General features: G+C 63.1%; 15 protein-coding genes and 1 pseudogene. 9 read left to right on the forward strand and 7 right to left on the reverse strand.

The window, feature by feature from the left end; all coding sequences use genetic code 11:
* Nucleotides 1–137: 137 nt before the first annotated feature.
* The 7 genes from accC to QY76_RS04920 all read right to left on the reverse strand — a co-directional run bounded on the left by accC (nt 138) and on the right by QY76_RS04920 (nt 6,088).
* Entirely contained in the window at nt 138–1,487 is a 1,350-nt protein-coding gene (gene accC / locus QY76_RS04890) for an acetyl-CoA carboxylase biotin carboxylase subunit (RefSeq protein WP_012849957.1), read from the reverse strand.
* A 10-nt stretch (nt 1,488–1,497) separates the two neighbouring features.
* Nucleotides 1,498–1,962, reverse strand: a complete 465-nt coding sequence (gene accB, locus QY76_RS04895) for an acetyl-CoA carboxylase biotin carboxyl carrier protein (protein ID WP_034164819.1) — start codon at nt 1,960–1,962, stop codon at nt 1,498–1,500.
* 82 nt (nt 1,963–2,044) lie between these two features.
* A complete protein-coding gene (gene aroQ / locus QY76_RS04900) occupies nt 2,045–2,494 on the reverse strand; it encodes a type II 3-dehydroquinate dehydratase (protein ID WP_034164818.1) in 450 nt (149 codons plus the stop codon).
* A gap of 241 nt (nt 2,495–2,735) precedes the next feature.
* The gene (gene msrQ, locus QY76_RS04905) at nt 2,736–3,335 is read right to left on the reverse strand and encodes a protein-methionine-sulfoxide reductase heme-binding subunit MsrQ (RefSeq protein ID WP_034164817.1); all 600 of its coding nucleotides are present in this window, start codon (nt 3,333–3,335) and stop codon (nt 2,736–2,738) included.
* Complete coding sequence (msrP, locus tag QY76_RS04910; protein WP_034164816.1) at nt 3,335–4,336, reverse strand: protein-methionine-sulfoxide reductase catalytic subunit MsrP; 1,002 nt, start codon at nt 4,334–4,336, stop codon at nt 3,335–3,337. Before msrP ends, msrQ begins: the two co-directional genes overlap by 1 nt.
* A gap of 115 nt (nt 4,337–4,451) precedes the next feature.
* Entirely contained in the window at nt 4,452–5,429 is a 978-nt protein-coding gene (locus QY76_RS04915; RefSeq protein ID WP_034164815.1) for an oxidoreductase, read from the reverse strand.
* Nucleotides 5,430–5,491: 62 nt separating this feature from the next.
* Nucleotides 5,492–6,088: a HupE/UreJ family protein gene (locus tag QY76_RS04920; RefSeq protein ID WP_034164813.1), complete on the reverse strand. Its 597-nt coding sequence runs from the start codon at nt 6,086–6,088 to the stop codon at nt 5,492–5,494.
* 335 nt (nt 6,089–6,423) lie between these two features.
* Between QY76_RS04920 and csrD the strand changes: the two genes are divergently transcribed.
* The 9 genes and pseudogenes from csrD to tldD all read left to right on the forward strand — a co-directional run bounded on the left by csrD (nt 6,424) and on the right by tldD (nt 19,760).
* The gene (gene csrD, locus QY76_RS04925) at nt 6,424–8,316 is read left to right on the forward strand and encodes an RNase E specificity factor CsrD (protein ID WP_049648764.1); all 1,893 of its coding nucleotides are present in this window, start codon (nt 6,424–6,426) and stop codon (nt 8,314–8,316) included.
* A 472-nt stretch (nt 8,317–8,788) separates the two neighbouring features.
* Nucleotides 8,789–9,832, forward strand: coding sequence for a rod shape-determining protein MreB (mreB, locus tag QY76_RS04930; protein WP_045427138.1), 1,044 nt, complete (start codon nt 8,789–8,791; stop codon nt 9,830–9,832).
* Nucleotides 9,833–9,987: 155 nt separating this feature from the next.
* Nucleotides 9,988–11,043, forward strand: coding sequence for a rod shape-determining protein MreC (gene mreC, locus QY76_RS04935; RefSeq protein WP_045427142.1), 1,056 nt, complete (start codon nt 9,988–9,990; stop codon nt 11,041–11,043).
* Nucleotides 11,043–11,530: pseudogene (gene mreD, locus QY76_RS04940) on the forward strand (rod shape-determining protein MreD). The gene mreC and the pseudogene mreD overlap by 1 nt, the downstream one beginning before the upstream one ends.
* A gap of 40 nt (nt 11,531–11,570) precedes the next feature.
* Nucleotides 11,571–12,164: a nucleoside triphosphate pyrophosphatase gene (locus tag QY76_RS04945; protein ID WP_034164809.1), complete on the forward strand. Its 594-nt coding sequence runs from the start codon at nt 11,571–11,573 to the stop codon at nt 12,162–12,164.
* Nucleotides 12,154–13,623: a ribonuclease G gene (gene rng, locus QY76_RS04950; RefSeq protein WP_034164808.1), complete on the forward strand. Its 1,470-nt coding sequence runs from the start codon at nt 12,154–12,156 to the stop codon at nt 13,621–13,623. The genes QY76_RS04945 and rng overlap by 11 nt, the downstream gene beginning before the upstream one ends.
* 62 nt (nt 13,624–13,685) lie before the next feature.
* Nucleotides 13,686–17,468 carry an AsmA2 domain-containing protein YhdP gene (gene yhdP, locus QY76_RS04955; RefSeq protein WP_045427145.1) on the forward strand — a complete coding sequence of 1,261 codons (3,783 nt, stop codon included), beginning with the start codon at nt 13,686–13,688 and terminating at the stop codon, nt 17,466–17,468.
* A complete protein-coding gene (nit1, locus tag QY76_RS04960) occupies nt 17,465–18,307 on the forward strand; it encodes a deaminated glutathione amidase (protein WP_034164806.1) in 843 nt (280 codons plus the stop codon). The genes yhdP and nit1 overlap by 4 nt, the downstream gene beginning before the upstream one ends.
* 7 nt (nt 18,308–18,314) lie before the next feature.
* Nucleotides 18,315–19,760, forward strand: coding sequence for a metalloprotease TldD (gene tldD / locus QY76_RS04965; protein ID WP_045427148.1), 1,446 nt, complete (start codon nt 18,315–18,317; stop codon nt 19,758–19,760).
* Nucleotides 19,761–19,787 lie beyond the last annotated feature (27 nt).

Raw genomic sequence — 19,787 nt, forward strand, 5'->3', positions numbered from 1 at the left:
TCTCCCAGTATCGGTAAGCAAACAAGCAAAAAGCAGGGAATTGTACGGCAATGCGCACACAGATGCAGCGTCGGGTTTACGCAGGAAAAACAAAAGGCCGGTTACCCGGCCTTTGAGGAACGGAGCCTAACGGAGCGTTACTTCTCCTGCAGGCCCAGCTTTTTCTCCAGGTAGTGAATGTTGCTGCCGCCGGCCTGGAAGTTGGCATCGTTCATGATCGACTGCTGCAGCTCGATGTTGGTCTTGATGCCGTCGATGATCAGCTCTGCCAGCGCATTCTTCATGCGGGCGATGGCGACGTCACGGTTTTCACCGTAGCAGATAAGCTTGCCGATCATGGAGTCATAGTACGGCGGTACGGTATAACCGGCGTAGATATGGGACTCCCAGCGAACGCCGAAGCCGCCCGGCGCATGGAAGCGGGTGATCTTACCCGGGCTGGGCAGGAAGCTCTTCGGATCCTCGGCGTTGATGCGGCATTCGATCGCGTGACCGCGCACCTGCACCTCGTGCTGTTTGATGGACAGCGGCTGACCGGCGGCGATACGCAGTTGCTCTTTGATCAGATCCACCCCGGTGATCATCTCGGTCACCGGATGCTCAACCTGGATACGGGTGTTCATCTCAATGAAATAGAACTCGCCGTTCTCAAACAGAAACTCAAAGGTCCCCGCGCCGCGGTAGCCGATATCGACGCAGGCCTTGGCGCAGCGTTCGCCGATGTAGCGGCGCAGCTCCGGGGTAATGCCCGGCGCTGGCGCCTCTTCCACCACTTTCTGGTGGCGGCGCTGCATGGAGCAGTCGCGCTCGGCCAGATAGATGGCGTTACCCTGGCCGTCGGCCAGTACCTGGATCTCGATGTGGCGCGGATTCTCCAGGTACTTCTCCATGTAGACCATGTCGTTGTTGAACGCCGCTTTGGCTTCCGCCTTGGTCATCAGGATCGACTGGGCCAGATCCTTATCGCTGCGTACGACGCGCATGCCGCGACCGCCGCCGCCGCCGGAGGCCTTGATTATCACCGGATAACCGATGCGCTTGGCGAAGGCACGGTTTTTATCCATGTCGTCGTCCAGCGGGCCATCGGAGCCGGGAACGCACGGCACGCCGGCTTTCTTCATTGCGCTGATGGCAGAGACTTTGTCCCCCATCAGACGGATGGTCTCCGCTTTGGGGCCGATGAAGATAAAACCGGAACGCTCCACCTGTTCAGCGAAGTCGGCGTTTTCAGACAGGAACCCGTATCCCGGATGGATCGCCACCGCGCCGGTGATTTCCGCCGCGGAGATGATGGCCGGGATATTGAGGTAACTTTTAACGGACTGCGCCGGGCCGATACAGATGGTTTCGTCCGCCAGCAGTACGTGTTTTAGATCGCGATCCGCCGTGGAGTGCACCGCTACGGTTTTGATCCCCAGCTCCTTACAGGCGCGCAGGATCCGCAGGGCGATTTCACCACGGTTAGCGATAACAATTTTATCTAGCATGTTCGCCCCGTTATTCGATGACCACCAACGGCTCGTCAAACTCAACCGGTTGGCCGTTTTCTACCAGGATCGCCTTAACGACGCCGGACTTATCGGCTTCGATCTGGTTCATCATTTTCATCGCTTCAACGATGCACAGCGGATCGCCGGCGTTGACCTTCTGGCCCACTTCGACGAACGCTTTGGCTTCCGGGCTCGGGGTGCGGTAGAAAGTACCGACCATCGGAGAACGGACGACATGACCGCTCAGGGCCGCGCTGCCGTTGTCGGCTGCGGCGGGGGCTGCCACGGCTGGCGCGGCGGCGACCGGGGCGGCAACCGGAGCCGGGGCTGCGGCGTAGAACGGTTGCATGGCCGGCATGGCGGCCGGGGCACGACTGATGCGTACTGATTCTTCACCTTCAGAGATTTCCAGCTCGGCGATGCCGGATTCTTCAACCAGTTCGATCAGTTTCTTGATTTTACGAATATCCATGTGTGATTCCGTACTCGTTGTTGTTACGAAGATTGTGGACGCGCGCCGCGCACAGCGGCAGACGGGCGCACGTCCCGGTTTATCATGATGCGTTCAGGCGATTAACCGCCGCCTGCAGGGCATACTCATATCCCTCGGCACCCAGACCACAAATGACCCCCACGGCGATATCGGACAGATAGGAGTGGTGGCGGAACGGCTCCCGGGCGTGCACGTTGGAGAGATGGATCTCGATAAACGGGATCTGCACCGCCAACAGGGCATCGCGCAGCGCTACGCTGGTGTGGGTAAACGCCGCCGGGTTAATCAGAATAAAATCGGTATTGCCAAACGCGGCATGGATCTGGGCGATCAGCTCATGCTCTGCATTGGACTGAACATGGCGCAGCGAAACGCCGAGCGTCTGCGCGCGCCGATCCAGGCGCGCCGCAATCTGCGCTAGCGTCAGGGTGCCGTATTTTTCCGGCTCGCGGACGCCCAGCATATTCAGATTGGGACCGTTAAGAAGCAAAATGTTGAACTTATCTGCCATTGTGCTGCTATCTCCGGCAATCAGACGAATTTTGCCAAAATAACCCGATGTCGCCGCGTTGTCACTCTTTCTCTGCCAATTTGTGGCATCGATCGGCGTATAAAGTCGGGCATTATAATGATTTCGGATCAATTCGCAGCTGAATACTGGTCGAATCAGCGAAGATATGCAACCCGCCGCCGCGGCGATCGCGACGGCACGTTAGAGGTTAGATTCTAAAAATGGCTGCAAGTTCCACTGGTTATCGCCACCATTGGCGGATTTTTTGATAACGCAATGCTAACAAGATGAGGGCGCCGAGTGCGTAAAAAAACGGCAGAGGGGAGAGCGTCTTGACCGACCACAGGTAGTGCAGCGGAGCGATAATCGCCGCCAGATAGACCAGGTTATGCAGCTTTTGCCAGCGGGGGCCCAGGGCGGACATGGCGCGCCGGGTCGAGGTCAGGGTCAGGGCCAGCAGGATCAGCCAGGCAACCAGCCCCAGCGTGAGGTAGGGACGGCGCAGCAGCTCGCTGCCCAGCAGCGCGACGTTGCCGCCCAGCTCCAGCAGCAGGTAGCTCAGCAGGTGCAGCGAAGCCCAGACAAAGCACCATATCCCCAGCAGGCGGCGGGTTCGCATCAGCAGGCTCTGGCGGGTCAGCCGCGCCAGCGGCGATACCAGCAGGGTCGCCAGCAGCAGCTTTAGCGCCATCAGTCCGGTCATGTGCTGAATGTCCTTGGCCGGATCGGCGCTGAGCCAGCCCTGGCTTGCCGCCAGCGGCAGCCACAGCAGCGGCAGGCCCGCCGCTAGCCAAATCAGCCACTTCAGCGCGGTAATCTGGGCAGGGCTCAGGCGTTTCATCAGTAGTATTTCCTCAGATCCATCCCCTGATACAGCGAGGCGACCTGATCGGCATAGCCGTTAAACGGCAGCGTCGGCTGTCGCTTGACGTCCAGAATTCCGCCGCTGCCGATCAGCCGCTCGCTGGCCTGGGACCAGCGCGGGTGGTCAACCTGCGGGTTGACGTTGGCATAAAAGCCGTACTCTTTAGGGGCGAGCAGATTCCAGGTGGTGGGCGGCGCATTTTCCACCAGACGGATATGCACGATCGATTTGATACCCTTAAAACCGTATTTCCACGGTACCGTCAGGCGGATCGGCGCCCCGTTCTGCGGCGGCAGCCCCTTGCCGTAGACCCCGACGCTGAGCAGGGTCAGCGGGTGCATGGCCTCGTCTATCCGCAGCCCTTCGACATAGGGGTACTTCAGGCCGCCGCCGATAAAGCGATCCTTTTGGCCTGGCATCTGTTCGGGATCGTACAGGGTGGTAAAGGCGACATAGCGCGCCCGGCTGGTGGGCTCAGCCTGGCGCAGCAGTTCTCCCAGCTCAAAGCCGACCCAGGGGATCACCATGGACCAGGCCTCTACGCAGCGCATGCGGTAGATGCGCTCCTGCAGCGGGAAGCGGCGCAGGATATCGTCCATATCCAGGGTCATCGGTTTGGCCACCTCGCCGTCGAGGGTGATCGTCCAGCCGTCGGTGCGCAGGGATCCCGCGTTGGCGGCCGGATCAGCCTTGTCCAGGCCAAACTCGTAGAAGTTATTGTAACCGCTGACCTTGTCTTCCGGGGTCAGCGGTAGATCGGCCTGCCAGGCGGGAGGACGGGTGAACTCCAGCGGCTTGCCCGGCGGCGCGGGCGGACGATCGTTCCCCTTAAACCAGCTGAGCAGATCGGCGTGGGCCGACGGGGTGATGGCCAGCGCTGCGGCGCTGATGCCGAGCGCTTTGAGTACGCGGCGCCGCTGGTAGAACAGATCTTCCGGGGTGACATCGGCATCGCGCAGTGTCGGGTATCGGGCCATGGTCGCACTCCTTGATAATGGGTCTTATGTGCATCATGGCAGGAAAGAGACCTGCGGTGGCGAGTATCACAAAATTGTTATACTTGGCGGCGGGAGTTCCCGCCGCGCGGTGGGGTTAGCGCAGGCGCACCAGCGTGCGTCCGGTGATGCGGTTTGCCATCAGATCGGCCGCGGCCGGGATCGCCTGCTCCAGGGTGATCTCGTTGGCGCAGCGACGGTAGAAGTCGGCCGGCAGCAGCTCGGCCAGACGCTGCCAGGCCAGGGTGCGGCGTTCGGGCGAGGCCATCACCGAGTCCACGCCCTGCAGCCGCACGTTGCGCAGAATGAACGGCATCACGGTGGTCGGCAGAGTAAAGCCGCCTGCCAGCCCACAGGCGGCGACCGTGCCGTTGCTGTCCATCTGCGCCAGCGTTTTGGCCAGCACCTCGCCGCCGACGGTGTCAACGGCGCCGCTCCAGCGCTGTTTTTCCAGCGGGCGGGCCGGGGTCTGGAAATCGGCCCGTGGCAGCACCTGCTGCGCGCCGAGCGCCAGCAGATAGTCGTGGTTCTCCTCCCGTCCGCTGACGGCCGTCACCCGATAGCCCAGGCGGCTGAGTAGCGCGACGGCGGTGCTGCCGACGCCGCCGCTGGCGCCGGTGACCAACACGTCGCCCTGCTCAGGGGGAACGCCTCCCTCTTCCAGCGCCATCACGCACAGCATGGCGGTCAGGCCGGCGGTGCCGATAATCATCGCCCGGCGGCCATCCAGCCCCTGCGGCATCGGCAGCAGCCAGTCGGCGGCGACCCGCGCCTGCTGCGCCAGCCCGCCCCAGTGATGCTCCCCGACGCCCCAGCCGGTCAGCAGTACCTCCTGGCCGGGGGCGAAGCGCGCGTCGGTACTCTGGTTCACGACCCCGGCAAAATCGATACCCGGCACCATGGGAAACTGGCGCACGATCTTGCCCTTGCCGGTGATGGCCAGCGCATCTTTGTAGTTAAGACCGGACCAGTGCACGTCGACCAGAACCTCCCCGGCGGGCAGGTCGTCGCTGTTCAGCTGTTGAATATGGGCATGGGTCTGACCGTCACGGTTGTCGAGTAGCAGCGCTTTCATGATGGGATCCTGTTGATTGAGTGGCTGAATGCCGACGCGTTTCTGCGGCGGCGATGCCTATTCTATAACAGGAATAGGGCGCCGCCCGCTACGGCAACCATCCCACCGGTGAGCGGCGTCAGATAATGTAGCCCGCGCCGCTCTATGTGCCCGAACAGCAGCCCCAGCGTCAGCCCGGCCCCGTGCAGCAGGGCGGTCACCAGGGCAAATCCCAGGCTGTAGCTCAGCCCGCCGGCGTCGGCCGGCATCTCCATACCGTGGGCATAGCCGTGGAACAGGGCGAACAGCCCGACCAGCAGGCAGCTGGGCAGCAGAGGTAGGCGTACCCGGGCGGCGACCAGCAGCCCCAGCGCCAGCACTGAGGCGGTGATGCCGAACTCGACGGCTTGCCCGGGCACCCGGTCGGTCACCTGGGTCAGGGCGCCGCCGGCGATCATGGTGAGAACGAAGGCGGCGGGCACCCACCACAGCGCCTTGCCGCCGCGCTGGGCGGCCCACAGCCCCACCGTCAGCATCGCCAACAGGTGATCGAGACCGGACAGCGGGTGGTAGACACCCGCCCAGAAGCCGTGGGTCGTCCCGGCGCCGGTGTGGGCCAGCGCCGGCGCCGCGGCGCACAGCAGCAGGCTCAGGCCGCCCGTGAAAGATAATTTTTTCATAGGATATCCCTGTCAGTTAATCATTGTGTTTATGTGTAATCCATTGTATTGCAAGGTGATTTTTTGCAATCCTTCCCGGTGTTGTAAAGCGCGGCGGCGATGAACCCGGACGGTAAATGTCAAAACTGTGGCGTATCCGACATTTTGTGCGCCCTCTGAGGTCGTTTGTATTAAAAGGAAAAATTAGATCTGCAAAAACAATTTATATAAATGATGATATGGTCGACGTCGGAATTGTTTACTATTGAGGCAGACGCCTCTCCCGGGCGGCGGCGCGCGCAGAGGGCGTCTTTTTTTCACGGCGATGACGCTTAACGGAATGGGCAGGGTCAGGGATGCGTATTACAACCAAATTCTTTGCCTTCATTACCTTACTGGTGGCATTAGGGATGTTTCTGATGCTGCTGGGCAGCACCTATAGCTTTTACAACCAGACCCACCAGCGCGCGGAGACCCAGCTTAATATCCTGACGGCGATGATCGACCAGCAGCTGTTGACCGAATCCCGCGACAGCGTAAAGCGCTGGCTGCCGGTGATGATGCGATCGGCCGGTGCCGTTGAGCTGGCGGTTTATCACGATGATCGCCAGGTCTATTACCATCACCTGCCCGCGCTGTATAACCCGTGGCGTACCAACGATAACCTGCGTAGCTTTGAGTCGCCGCTGCTGCAGCACCCGGGCTATCGCCTGAAGATGGTCTACATTGAGCCGACGGCCAGCTACAGCCACTCGCTGGAGCGCATGTTCCCGCTCTCGCTCTCCATTGGGGTTATGGTGATCATGCTGTTTATCGCCTATCGCTGGCTGCGTGGACAGACCCAGGGGATCGAGCGGCTGGAGCGCCGGGCGCGTCGCATTCTGTCCGGCGATCGCGATCTGCGGGCGGGCGGGGTCGGCGAGTTTCCCGCCAGCGCCAGCAGCGCGCTCGACTGCCTGCTCTCCGAGCTGTCCGATGCGCGCGAAGAGCGCAGCCGGATCGATTCGCTGATCCGTGCTTTTGCCGCGCAGGACTCACGCACCGGGTTGAATAACCGCCTGTTCTTCGATAATCAGCTGACCACCCTGCTGGAGGATGACGGAGCCCACGGCGTGGTGATGATCCTGCGCCTGCCGGATCTGGAGGCGTTGGCCAGCCAGCCGGGACGGCGCCAGCGCGAAGAGTTTCGCTATGCGCTGACCAATATGCTGTCGACCTATGTCATGCGCTATCCCTCCGGCCTGCTGGCCCACTATTTTCAGAATAACTTTGCCGTACTGCTGCCGCATCGCTCGTTGAAAGAGGCGGAGGGCTTCGCCGCCCAGCTGTTGGCCTCGCTGGCGGCCATCCCCTCCGCGCCGGGGGTGATTGCCGATGAGGTGCTGCATATCGGGATCACCCTGTACCGCGCCGGCGAGCAGGTGGAGTCGGTGATGGATCGCGCCGAGCAGGCGGCGCGCAGCGCGACCCTGCAGGGTGGTAACGGATGGTTTGTCGATCCGATTCCACAGCCGGAGATGGTGCGCGGCAGCGTGCGCTGGCGTACCCTGCTGGAGCAGACCCTGGCGCGCGGCGGGGCGCGGCTGTTCCACAAACCCGCGGTGACGGTGGATGGGCGGGTGCATCACCATTACATCTTGCCGTACATCTATGACGGCAATCAGCCGATCCCCAGCGCCGAATTTATGCCGCTGGTACAGCAGCTGGGGCTGGCGGAACGCTTCGATCGTCAGATGGTCAGTCAGATTATTCCGTTGTTGCGTCGCCTGCCGGGACAAAGGCTGGCCTTTCCACTGACGGTTGACTCATTATTACAGCGCAGCTTTCAGCGCTGGCTGCGTGACACCCTGCTGCAGAGTGAGCGCCCGCTGCGCCAGCGCATCCTGATCGAGCTGAGCGAGGCGGACGTCTGCGCCCACCAGGCGCGGCTGGCCCCGATCCTGCGTCTGCTGCGCGGACTGGAGTGTCAGGTGGTAGTCTCTCAGGCTGGGCTGCGCATCGTCAGCACCACCTATATCAAGCCGCTGCAGGTGGCGCTGGTGAAGCTGCACCCGGCGCTAGTGCGCAATATTGACCGGCGTATCGAAAACCAGCTGTTTGTGCAGAGTATCACCGGCGCCTGCGAGGGCACCATCGCGCAGGTCTTCGCCACCGGGGTGCGCAGCAAAGAGGAGTGGCGAGTCCTCAGGGAAAAAGGGATCGCCGGCGGGCAGGGGGATTTTTTTGCAAAATCGCGACCGGTTCTCTAGTTGGAAAAAATATTGTGACGGATAATGAATTGCGCTTTTTGTCAGGGAAAATTCACGTAGAATAGCGTGTAATCTGCGCTTATACGGTTGGTGGGCGCTTACGCGCCGCCCGGCGCATATCGTCGGAGTCCTCCCGAAGCGCGGGAAAACGACGCAGGTTTCCCGCACGCTGTGCCGTTGAAATATGATTTATCTGAATTATTGATGCGCTGTGTTGCGGCCGGTAACGGATGCGTGGTGCGGTAACGTGGCGATGTGGGGCGTGCTATCGTCTTCGGGGCAGCGTTTCCCCGTTTGCGTCGGCGTTCCAGCGTGGTGTCATGATAAATACCACTCTAATCTGTTGAATGGTAAACGCGGTGTAATTTTTCACCGGAGCAGGACGTTTTTGCGCCTTGTCGCTGTTCCGCGTGGTTGGTAAAGTAAGCGGATTTTATTTTTCGCCTCCAGCTTTCAGGATTATCCTTCAGTTATGTTTAAAAAATTTCGTGGCATGTTTTCCAATGACTTGTCCATCGACCTGGGTACTGCCAATACCCTGATTTATGTTAAAGGACAAGGCATTGTTTTGAATGAGTCTTCCGTGGTCGCCATTCGCCAGGACCGCGCCGGTTCTCCGAAAAGCGTTGCCGCCGTGGGGCATGAAGCGAAGCAGATGCTCGGCCGTACGCCGGGTAATATCGCCGCCATCCGCCCGATGAAAGACGGCGTGATTGCCGACTTCTTTGTCACCGAGAAGATGCTGCAGTACTTCATCAAGCAGGTGCACAGCAATAGCTTCATGCGCCCGAGCCCGCGCGTGCTGGTGTGCGTGCCGGTCGGCGCCACGCAGGTTGAGCGCCGCGCCATCCGTGAGTCTGCCCAGGGTGCCGGTGCCCGCGAGGTGTTCCTGATCGAAGAGCCGATGGCGGCCGCGATCGGCGCCGGCCTGCCGGTTTCCGAGGCGACGGGATCCATGGTGGTGGATATCGGCGGCGGTACCACGGAAGTGGCGGTGATCTCCCTCAACGGCGTGGTGTACTCCTCCTCCGTTCGCATCGGCGGCGACCGCTTTGACGAAGCGATCACTAATTATGTGCGCCGTAACTACGGTTCGCTGATCGGCGAGGCGACCGCGGAGCGCATCAAGCATGAGATCGGCTCCGCCTATCCGGGCGATGAGGTGCGTGAGATCGAAGTGCGCGGCCGTAACCTGGCTGAAGGGGTTCCGCGCGGCTTTACCCTCAACTCCAATGAAATCCTGGAGGCGCTGCAGGAGCCGCTGACCGGCATCGTTAGCGCGGTGATGGTGGCGCTGGAGCAGTGCCCGCCGGAGCTGGCCTCCGATATCTCCGAACGCGGCATGGTGCTGACCGGCGGCGGCGCGCTGCTGCGTAACCTGGACCGTCTGCTGATGGAAGAGACTGGGATCCCGGTCGTGGTGGCCGAAGATCCGCTGACCTGCGTGGCGCGCGGCGGCGGCAAGGCGTTGGAAATGATCGACATGCATGGCGGTGATCTGTTCAGCGAAGAGTAATCTCTCTGCGGCGGGCGCGGGCGTCCGCCGGGGATGATATGAATGCCGGACACCGGGCGGGGCGATCTCCCTGTCCGGTGTTCGTGTATCGCGCGATCGCTACATGCGCGGGGCTGCGCGCGGCGCGGCCCCGACGTCGAGGATAACGCAATTTTATGAAGCCGATATTCAGCAGGGGTCCTTCCCTGCAACTGCGACTTTTTTTGGCGGTGGTGGTGGCGGTAGGACTGGTGGTGGCTGACAGCCGTTTGGGCATGTTTCAGCAGATCCGCGCCTACCTCGATACCTCCGTGAGTCCGTTCTATTATCTGTCCAACGGTCCCCGTCAGTTCCTGGATACCCTCTCCAATACCTTCGCCACCCGCGATCGGCTGGAGCTGGAGAACCGGGCGCTTCGTCAAGAACTCTTATTAAAAAACAGCGATCTGCTGCTACAGGGACAATTGAAGCAGGAAAACGCGCGCCTGCGCGAACTGTTGGGGTCGCCGCTGCGTCAGGATGAACACAAGATGGTGACCCAGGTCATCTCTGCGCTGCCCGATCCCTACAGCGATCAGGTGGTGATCGATAAGGGCAGCAGCAGCGGTGTTTACTTCGGTCAGCCGGTGATCAGCGACAAAGGGGTGGTCGGCCAGGTAGTGGCGGTCGGTAAAGCGACCAGCCGGGTGCTGCTGATCTGCAACGCCTCCCATGCGCTGCCGATCCAGGTGCTGCGCAACGATATCCGCGTGCTGGCCGCCGGTAACGGCTGCAGCGACGATCTGCAGCTGGAGCACCTGCCGGCGAATACCGATATTCGCGTCGGCGATGTGCTGGTGACCTCCGGCCTGGGCGGCCGCTTCCCGGAGGGCTACCCAGTGGCGGTGGTTTCATCGGTGAAGGTGGATAACCAGCGGGCCTATACGGTGATCAAGGCGCGGCCGACCGCCGGTCTGCAGCGCCTGCGCTACCTGCTGCTGCTGTGGAGCGGCGATCGCGACGGCACCCTGCCGCTGCCGCCGGATGCGGTACAGCGGGTGGCCAACGAGCGCCTGATGCAGATGATGCCGCAGGTGCTGCCGCCGCCGTCGGCGATGGGGCCACCGGCGCCGCCGCCCGCATCGAACGCCGGATCTGCGCCGACGCCTCCCGCCGCCCCCGCGGCGGGAAGTGCGAAGCCGGCCGTCGCGCCGGGTACGGCGGCACAGGGCCGTAAACAGGAGGTGCGTTGATGTCGGGATACCGTAGCCATGGACGCTGGATTATCTGGCTGTTCTTCCTGCTGGCCTATGTGCTTCAGATCATGCCCTGGCCGGATAATATCGCCATGTTTCGCCCCAACTGGCTGGCGCTGTTTCTGATTTACTGGACCATGGCGCTGCCGCACCGGGTTAACGTCGGCACCGGCTTTCTGCTGGGGCTGGGGTGGGATCTGATCCTGGGGTCAACTCTGGGGATCCGCGCGCTGGCCTTTAGCCTGCTGGCCTATCTGGTGGCCTTTAAGTTTCAGCTGCTGCGCAATATGGCGCTGTGGCAGCAGGCCCTGATGGTCATGGTGCTGACGGCGGCGATGGACATCGTGATTTTCTGGGGGAGTTTGTGGTCACGAGCGCAGCATTCCGCCCGGAAGTATTCTGGAGTAGTGTAGTGAACGGGCTGCTATGGCCGTGGCTGTTCCTGCTGATGCGTAAGGTGCGCCGCCAGTTTGCCGTGCAGTGACGGCGCGCGGCGGCGCTGAATACAGGGTTATCGAAAGCGTATGTGTGAAATCTATCTGGCCTCTGGCTCCCCGCGTCGGCGCGAACTGCTGACGCTGATGGCGATTCCCTTTGAGCGTTTAACGCTGACAGTGGAGGAGCAGCGCCGCCAGAACGAGGCGCCGCTGGCGTATGTTTGTCGCCTGTCGCGTGACAAGGCGCAGGCCGGCGTGGCCGCCGCGGCGCAGGATCGTCCGGTGCTGGGGGCGGATACCATCGTGGTACTCGACGGCGAGGTGCTGGAGAAGCCGCAGGATCCGGCGCAGGCGGCGCTGATGCTGCGGCGCCTGTCCGGGCGTAGCCATCAGGTGATCACGGCGCTGACCCTGGCCGATCGGCGAGACTGCCTCAGCTGTCACGTGGCGACCGAGGTGACCTTCTGTCCCCTGAGCGAGGCGCAGATCGCCGACTATGTGGCCAGCGGCGAGCCGCTGGACAAGGCCGGCGCCTACGGCATTCAGGGCAAGGGGGGCTGTTTCGTCCGCGCGATCAACGGCAGTTACCATGCGGTGGTGGGACTGCCGCTGGTGGAGACCCGCGAGCTGCTGGCACGCTTTATGGCGTTAAAGGATGTGAGGAGAGAGCATGACAACTGAACTGTTGGTTAACGTTACCCCATCGGAAACGCGCGTAGCCTATATCGATGGCGGTATCCTGCAGGAGATCCATATTGAGCGCGAGTCCAAGCGCGGCATCGTCGGCAATATATACAAAGGGCGCGTGAGCCGGGTTTTGCCCGGAATGCAGGCGGCCTTTGTAGATATTGGTCTGGAGAAGGCGGCGTTTCTGCACGCCTCCGATATCATGCCGCACACCGAGTGCGTTGCCGGTGACGAACAGAAGAACTTTCACGTGCGCGATATCGCCGAGCTGGTGCGTCAGGGACAGGATCTGATGGTGCAGGTGGTGAAGGATCCGCTGGGGACCAAGGGGGCGCGGCTGACCACCGATATTACCCTGCCGTCGCGCTATCTGGTGTTTATGCCGGGGGCCAGCCACGTCGGGGTATCGCAGCGCATCGACAGCGAGGCGGAGCGTGAGCGCCTGAAGGCGATCGTCGCCCCGCACTGCGACGAACTGGGCGGCTTTATTATCCGCACGGCGGCGGAGGGGGCCGACGACGAGGAGCTGGCGCAGGACGCCGCTTTTCTCAAGCGCCTGTGGATCAAGGTGATGGAGCGCAAGCGGCGCAATAAGACCAAGTGCACGCTGTACGGTGAGCTGGCGCTGGCGCAGCGGGTGCTGCGCGACTTTGCCGGGGCTCCGCTGGATCGCATCCGGGTGGACTCGCGTCTGACCTACGATCTGCTGCAGGACTTCACCCGCGAATACATGCCGGAGATGACCCCCTGCCTGGAGCTGTACAGCGGTAAGCAGCCGATCTTTGACATGTACGATGTGGAGAACGAGATCCAGCGGGCGCTGGAGCGTCGGGTGGAGCTGAAGTCGGGCGGCTATCTGATCATCGATCAGACCGAGGCGATGACCACCATCGACATTAACACCGGCGCCTTCGTCGGCCACCGCAATCTGGATGAGACCATCTTCAATACCAACATAGAGGCGACCCAGGCCATTGCCCGCCAGCTGCGCCTGCGTAACCTGGGCGGCATCATCATCATCGACTTTATCGACATGAGCGGCGAGGATCACCGGCGCCGGGTGCTGCACTCCCTGGAGCAGGCTCTCAGTAAGGATCGGGCAAAAACCAGCATCAATGGCTTTTCGCAGCTAGGCTTGGTAGAGATGACCCGTAAGCGTACCCGTGAGAGCATCGAGCACGTGCTGTGCGGCGAGTGCCCTACCTGTCACGGCCGCGGTACGGTGAAAACCGTGGAGACGGTGTGCTACGAGATCCTGCGCGAGATCGTGCGGGTACACCATGCCTATGACAGCGATCGCTTCCTGGTGTATGCCTCCCCGGCGGTGGGCGAGGCGCTGAAGAGCGAAGAGTCCCACGCTCTGGCGGAGGTCGAGCTGTTTGTCGGCAAACAGGTTAAAGTACAGATTGAGCCGCTCTACAGTCAGGAGCAGTTCGACGTGGTGATGATGTAACGGCGCTGACGCCGGGGACGGGATCGATCCGCTGGGTCATGTTTGAACGATAGGAGAACTGCGTGAGGCGACTGCCCGGTTACCTGCTGGCAACGCTGGCGACCCTGATAGTGCTGGTCGCTTTGCTGGTGAGCGGGCTGCGTTTACTGCTGCCGCACATCGACAGCGTGCGCCCGCAGATCGCCGCGCGCCTCGGCCAGTTTATCGGCGCGCCGCTGACCATCGGCGCGCTGAGCGCCAGCTGGCAATCCTTTGGCCCCACGCTAGAGGCGCGCGACATCGCCCTGCAGGGGGCGCAGGGGCAGCTGCAGGTACGGCGCATGACGCTGGGGCTGGATGTCTGGCAGTCGCTGCTGCACGCGCGTCCGCAGTTTCGCGATCTGACGTTTTATCAGCTGCAGGCCAGCACCGATCGCCCGCTGGTGCGCGAAGAGGGCCATGGCGGCCTGAAGCGCGACGAGCTGAGCAACATCTTCCTGCGCCAGTTTGACCACTTTACCCTGCGCGACAGTCGCCTGAGTTTCCCCTCGCCCTCGGGCACCCAACTGCAACTGACCATTCCGCAACTGACCTGGCTGAACAGCCCGGATCGTCATCGTGCCGAGGGTGAGGTGAGTTTTACCACCCCACAGGGGCAACATGGCACCCTCCAGGTCCGCATGGATCTGCGCGATAAAAACGGCTTGCTCAGCGATGGTGAACTCTACCTACAGGCGCAGCAGATCGACCTTACCCCCTGGCTGAGCCGTTGGGTCAACCGCAACACCGGGGTGAGCGGCGCTGACTTCAGCTTAGATGCCTGGTTGACCATCCATAAAGGCGAGATGCAGGCGGCGCAGATCCGTCTGCGTGACGGCCAGGCTGACTGGCAAGCGTCCAGCCAGCGCCACCGTTTAACCGTCGATGATCTGACGCTGCGTGCCGCGCGTTACCAGGATGGCTGGCGCCTGGATGTCCCGCGCCTGAATCTGGCGACGGATGGCCAATCTTGGCCGGCAGGGAGTCTGAGCCTGCTCTACCTGCCCAGGCAGGGGACGGCGCAGGATGAAGAGCTGCGGCTGCGGGCCACCGATCTGCAGCTGGCGCGCATTACGCCGCTGCTGCCGACCTTCAGCTTCCTGTCTCCGGCGCTGGTGGAGCCGCTGCAGCGTCTGCAGCCGCAGGGGTACATCAGCCGGGTGGGCGTCGATATTCCGCTGCAGCATCCCGAGCGCAGCCGGGTGCTGGCCGATTGGCGCGGCGTCAGCTGGCAGCCCTGGAAGCTGCTGCCCGGCATCGATCGCTTCAGCGGCTCCCTGAGCGGCAGCGGGCAGGATGCTCGGCTGCGTTTCACCCTGAAAGACAGTACGCTACCTTATGCTGCGATGTTCCGGGCGCCGCTGTCGGTGCAGCGCGCCAGCGGCGCGGTCAACTTTACCCGCGATGCTCAGGGGTGGACGCTGAGCGGACAGGATGTGGATGTGCAGGCGCGCGCCCTGTGGAGTCACGGCGGCTTTCGCTACCATCAGCCGACGACGGGGCCGGCGCTGCTCAGTATTCTGGCCGGGATTCGCCTGACGGACGCCCGCGAGGCCTGGCGCTATTTCCCCGAGCCACTGATGGGAACGGCGCTGACGGACTACCTGAGCGGGGCGCTGGAGGGGGGCGCGGTGGAGAACGCCACGCTGCTGTATGACGGCGATCCGCAGCAGTTCCCCTATCCGCACCACGACGGTCAGTTTCAGGTCTATGTGCCGCTGCGCCAGGCCACCTTCCGCTTTCAGCCGGACTGGGCCCCGCTGACCGATCTGTCCATCGACCTCAATTTCCTGAACGACGGACTGTGGATGTTTGCCCCGTCGGCCCATCTGGGGGCGGCGCGCGGCAGCGCTATTCACGCGGATATCCCGCAGTATGGCGCCGAGCGCCTGCTGATCCGCGCCGGAGTGTCCGGCAGTGGCAAGGCGGTGCGCGACTATTTCATGCTGTCGCCGCTGAAAAGCTCCGTGGGCGCGACGCTGGATGAGCTGCAGGTGGGCGGCGACGTGACGGGGCGCCTGGATCTGGATATTCCGCTCGACGGTGGCGATACCCGCGCCCGCGGAGAGGTGCGCCTGGACAATAACTCACTGTTTATCAAGCCCCTCGGCAGCCAGATGCAGGGGGTCAGCGGCGCGTTTCGCTTCGACGATGGTCGCCTGCAGAGCGATCGGCTGCGCGCCCACTGGCTGGGGCAGCCGCTGACGCTGCAGTTTGCCACCGTACCCCAGGCCGATCGGTATCAGGTCGCGGTCGATCTGAATGGCGACTGGCTGCCGGCCCGTCTGCCGTGGCTGCCGTCGGGTATGGATACGCGTCTGCAGGGGAACGCCCCCTGGCAGGGTAAGGTGGCGATCGATCTGCCTGACCGCGGCGCCAGCCGCTATCAGGTCGACGTCGAGGCTGACCTGCGCGCGGTGGCCAGTACGCTGCCCGCGCCGCTGACGAAAGCGGCCGGCGCGGCCCAGCGGCTGAAGGTTAACGCCGACGGCGATATGGTGGGCTTTACGCTCAACGGCAGTCTGGGCCGCGACAGCCATTTTGCCGCGAACGTGGCGCTCGGCCCGCGCGGCGTGGCGCTGGACAGCCTGAGCTGGGACAGCCAGAGCAGCGCTGCGCCGCAGACGCAGCCCGGTCAGGCCACGCTGCGCCTGCCGCCGCTGGACGGCGCCGGGTGGCTGGCCCTGCTAGCGGCGCCGCTGTCGTCGCAGTTGGATAGCCGCAGCGTGCTGCGTCTGCCGGCGCAGATAACCCTTTCTACGCCGCGGCTGCTGCTGGGTGGGCAGGCCTGGCACCAGCTGAGCCTGGCGCTGACGCGCCAGGGGGAGACGACGCATCTGCGCGCCGATGGCCGCGAAATCCGCGGTACCGCGCGTCTGGGCGCCGGGCAGCTGAGCGCTGCGCTGGACTTTCTGTACTACGATCCCCAGCCGATGATGCCGGGGAGCGCGGCGCCCATCGCCCGGCCGGTCGCCGGTCAGCCGCCCCTGTTTCGCCGCTGGCCGGCCATGCAGCTGCGCTGTCAGTCGTGCTGGTTTATGGGGCAAAACCTGGGGAAAGTGGCCGCCGATATGCGGGTGGAGGGAGATACCCTGCGGCTGACGGATGGCCTGCTGGACAGCGGTAACACTCGTCTGACGCTGAGTGGCCGCTGGCAGCAGCAGGACGGCATCAGCCGGACGCAGATCAGCGGGGTGCTGCAGGGGGCGAACCTGACGGACAGCGCGGACTTTTTTGGCCAGACCCTGCCGCTGAAGCAGTCCGCCTTTAAGGGCGAGTACGATCTCCGCTGGCAGGGGGAGCCCTGGCAGCCGCGCGTAGAGACGCTGGATGGCGCGCTGCGGGTGAGCCTGGGCAAGGGGGTGCTTGAGAGCATGGATACCGGGCGCGCCGGTCAGCTGCTGCGCCTGGTGAGCTTTGATGCTCTGCTGCGCAAGCTGCGGCTGGACTTTAGCGACACCTTCGGCGAAGGCTTCTACTTCGATGGCATCAAGGGGCATATCGCCCTACAGCACGGGGTGATGTCGACGGACGATCTGCTGATCGATGGCCTTTCTGCGGACGTGGCGATGAACGGCACGGTGAACCTGGTGACCCAGCGGATCGATATGCAGGCGGTGATCGCGCCGGAGCTGTCGGCGACGGTCGGCGTGGCCACCGCCTTTGCCGTTAACCCGGTGGTGGGGGCCGCGGTCTTTGCCGCGTCAAAAGTGCTGGCGCCATTGTGGAATAAAATATCGCTGATACGCTACAACATAAGCGGCGGGCTCGACAGCCCGACGATCCATGAAGTGTTACGTCAGCCGAAGAAGGAGAAGGCACAATGAGGAATGCCAACGTCGCCTTACTGCAACTGTGTAGCGGTGAAAACAGCCGCGCCAACCTGGCGCAGATTGAGCAGCAGTTGAAGCAGCTCAACGGCAATATCAGGCTGGCGCTGACCCCGGAGAATGCGCTGCTGTTCAGCGACGCCGCGGGGTACCGCCAGCACGCCGAGCGGGAGGGTGACGGTCCGCTCCAGGCGGCGGTGCGCGAGCTGGCGCGCCGCTACGGGGTGTGGCTGTTGGTCGGTTCGATGCCGCTATACAGCCGCGAGGACGCCGGCTGCATTACCTCAAGTAGCCTGCTGTTTGATGACGGCGGCGCGCTGCGCGCCCGCTACGACAAGCTGCACATGTTCGACGTCGAGGTGCGTGACGCGCATGGCCGCTATCGTGAGTCTGACGTTTACCGCCATGGCGAACTGCTGACGGTGGTGGATACGCCTGTGGGGCGTCTGGGGATGACCATCTGCTACGATCTGCGCTTTCCCGGACTGTTCCAGGCGCTGCGCGCGCAGGGGGCGGAGCTTATCTCGGTGCCGGCCGCCTTTACCCGGGTGACGGGCGAGGCGCACTGGGAGGTGCTGCTGCGCGCCCGGGCGATTGAAAACCAGTGCTATATCCTGGCGCCGGCCCAGGTCGGCAGCCACGGCGCGACCCGGCGTACCTGGGGCCACAGCATGGCGGTGGACGGCTGGGGCCGCGTGCTGCAGCAGAACGCCGATGCCGTACGGCCGATAAAGATTAAAGTGAACACCAACTCACTGAGCGTGCTGCGCGGGCAGATGCCGCTGGCACAGCACAACCGATTCCAGCCTGAGCTGATCCATCTTCACCAAGGGTAAAAACACCATGAGTCTGACGTTTGTCAGTGAGCAGTTACTGGCTGCCAATAACCTGAATCATCAGGATTTATATAATGTCTTGGGGCAGTTGAACGCCCGCCGCCTGGACTATGCCGATCTCTATTTTCAGTCCAGCGTCCACGAATCCTGGGTATTGGAAGATCGCATCATTAAAGAGGGCTCTTACCATATCGATCAGGGGGTGGGGGTGCGGGCCATCCACGGTGAAAAGACCGGGTTCGCCTATGCCGATCAGATAACCCTGCAGGCGCTGACCCAGAGTGCCCACGCCGCGCGCAGCATCGTGCGTGAGCAGGGCGATGGGCGGGCGCACACCCTGGGAGGGCTCAAGGCAGTTTCCCGCTACGGCACGCACTCCCCGCTCGATAGCCTGCCGCGCGAGGAGAAGATCGCGCTGCTGGCGCAGGTCGATCGGGTGGCGCGGGCGGCCGATGCCCGGGTTCAGGAGGTGAACGCCAGCCTGACCGGGGTGTATGAGCTGGTGCTGGTGGCCGCCAGCGACGGCACGCTGGCGGCGGACGTACGGCCGCTGGTGCGCCTCTCCGTCAGCGTGCTGGTAGAGCAGGATGGCCGCCGTGAGCGCGGCAGCAGCGGCGGCGGCGGCCGCTTTGGCTATGACTACTTCCTGACCCCCCGTGACGGCGAGGTGTGTGCCGATGCTTATGCGCGCGAGGCGGTACGCATGGCGCTGGTCAACCTGCACGCCAAGGCGGCGCCAGCCGGTACCATGCCGGTGGTGCTCGGCGCCGGCTGGCCGGGGGTGCTGCTGCACGAGGCGGTCGGCCACGGGCTGGAGGGGGACTTTAACCGGCGCGGCACCTCCGTGTTCAGCGGTCAGCTGGGCCAGCAGGTGGCCTCGCCGCTGTGTACCGTGGTGGACGACGGTACGCTGGAGGCGCGGCGCGGCTCGCTGGCGGTGGACGACGAAGGGGTGCCCGGCCAGTACAACGTGCTGATTGAGAACGGAGTGCTGCGCGGCTATATGCAGGATAAGCTCAACGCCCGCCTGATGGGGATGGCGCCGACCGGCAACGGCCGCCGCGAATCCTATGCCCACCTGCCGATGCCGCGGATGACCAACACCTATATGCTGGCCGGCGAGAGCACGCCGCAGGCGATTATCGAGAGCGTGGAGTATGGGTTGTATGCCCCTAACTTCGCCGGTGGTCAGGTCGATATCACCTCCGGTAAGTTTGTCTTCTCCACTTCGGAAGCCTATCTGATCGAGAAGGGACGGATCACCCATCCGGTGAAGGGGGCGACCCTGATCGGCTCCGGCATTGAGGTGATGCAGCAGATCTCGATGGTCGGCAACGATCTAGCGCTGGATAAGGGCGTCGGGGTCTGCGGCAAAGAGGGGCAGAGCGTGCCGGTCGGCGTCGGCCAGCCGACGCTGAAGCTGGATGCGATGACCGTCGGCGGCACCGCCTGAGTTCGGCGCGATTCGCCACGGTATGTC

Source organism: Edwardsiella sp. EA181011 (assembly GCF_000800725.1).
In the GTDB taxonomy this organism is placed as follows: domain Bacteria; phylum Pseudomonadota; class Gammaproteobacteria; order Enterobacterales; family Enterobacteriaceae; genus Edwardsiella; species Edwardsiella anguillarum.